1 protein-coding gene is annotated in these 1401 nt (G+C 69.0%); it reads left to right on the forward strand.

Annotation, left to right across the window (positions count from 1 at the left end):
* Window positions 1-1328: HlyD family type I secretion periplasmic adaptor subunit (locus JCM25156_RS16600; RefSeq protein WP_025813997.1), on the forward strand; the 1328-nt coding region annotated here is incomplete at its 5' end.
* Between the last annotated feature and the right edge of the window lie 73 nt (window positions 1329-1401).

Raw genomic sequence — 1401 nt, forward strand, 5'->3', positions numbered from 1 at the left:
TCTATTCACCCAGCGCCGCGCTGATCGAACTGCCGCCATCGGACGCGGCGCGGTACGTGATCTGGATTGTCGGCGCGCTGGTCGCGGCGGCGCTGGCGGTGATGACGTTCCTCCCGCTGGACAGGGTGGTTAGCGTCAATGGCAGGCTCAGCCCGTTTGACGACACGATGGTCCTCCAGCCGCTGGAAACCGCGATCATCCGCTCCATCGACGTGCATGAGGGTGACCGGGTGCGCAAGGGGCAGGTGCTGGCCCGGCTCGATCCGACCATGACCGATGCGGATGTCACCAACCTGCGCCGGCAGGTCATGGCCTACCGCGCGGAAGTCGCCCGCCGCATGGCGGAGGCGACCGGCCAGCCCTACGCGGCGGATATGAAAGATCCCGCTTCCGTGCAGGAGGCGGCGGCCTATCTGCGCCGGCAGGCGGAATACAATGCCCAGATGGCCAGTTACGACCGGCAGGTCGCGGGGCTGGAGAGTGAATTGCAGGGCTATGAGGCGAGTGCGGCGATGTATGCCGCCCGTGTCCGTGTCGCGCGGGATGTGCAGGACATGCGCGAACGCCTCCAGCATGAGCAGGTGGGCAGCCGCCTGTCCACGCTGGCGGCGCGCGACACCCTGATGGAAGTGGTGCGCGCGCAGGTCTCCGCCCGGCACGAGGCTGACAGCACCCGCGCCCGGCTGGACGCCATGAAGGCCCAGCGCGATGGATACGCCAGCAACTGGCATGCCACGGTGTACCAGGATCTCGCGCTGGCCCAGCACCGGCTGGCCGATGCCGATGGCGGCTACAGCAAGGCCATGCTGCATCATGACCTGATCGTCATGCGCGCCGGGCGCGACGCCGTGGTGCTCAGTATCGCGCACCTGTCCACCGGGTCCGTCATTCAGGCGGCTTCCCCCCTCATGACGCTGGTGCCGCTGGGCGGCCATCTGGATGTGGAGGCCAGCCTGCGGGGCGTGGATGCAGGCTATGTGCGCGTGGGCGACCCGGCGTTGCTGAAATTCGCGGCCTTTCCCTACACCCAGTACGGCGGGGCGCAGGCCAGCGTGCGTGTCATCAGCGCCGATTCGTTCGATACCCGCTCCGCCCCGGGACAGGACGCCGCCCGGCAGGGCGGTGATGACGCGCTGGACCCGCAGGCGGCCTATTACCGCGTGCGCCTGTCCATTGACCGCTACACCCTGCATGGGGTGCCGCCTTTCTTCCAGCCGCAGCCGGGCATGCCGGTGGAAGCCGACATCCATGTCGGGCGGCGGACCATGATGCAGTACCTGCTCAACCGCCTGCTGCCCGCCGTGACCGACGGCATGCGGGAACCCTGAGCGGGCGGCGGCCGGTGCGCGCATTCCTGTCCGGTCTGGCGGGGGGATTGTCCCCCGCCGCCCGTTTCCGCCG

Source organism: Komagataeibacter kakiaceti JCM 25156, from assembly GCF_000613305.1.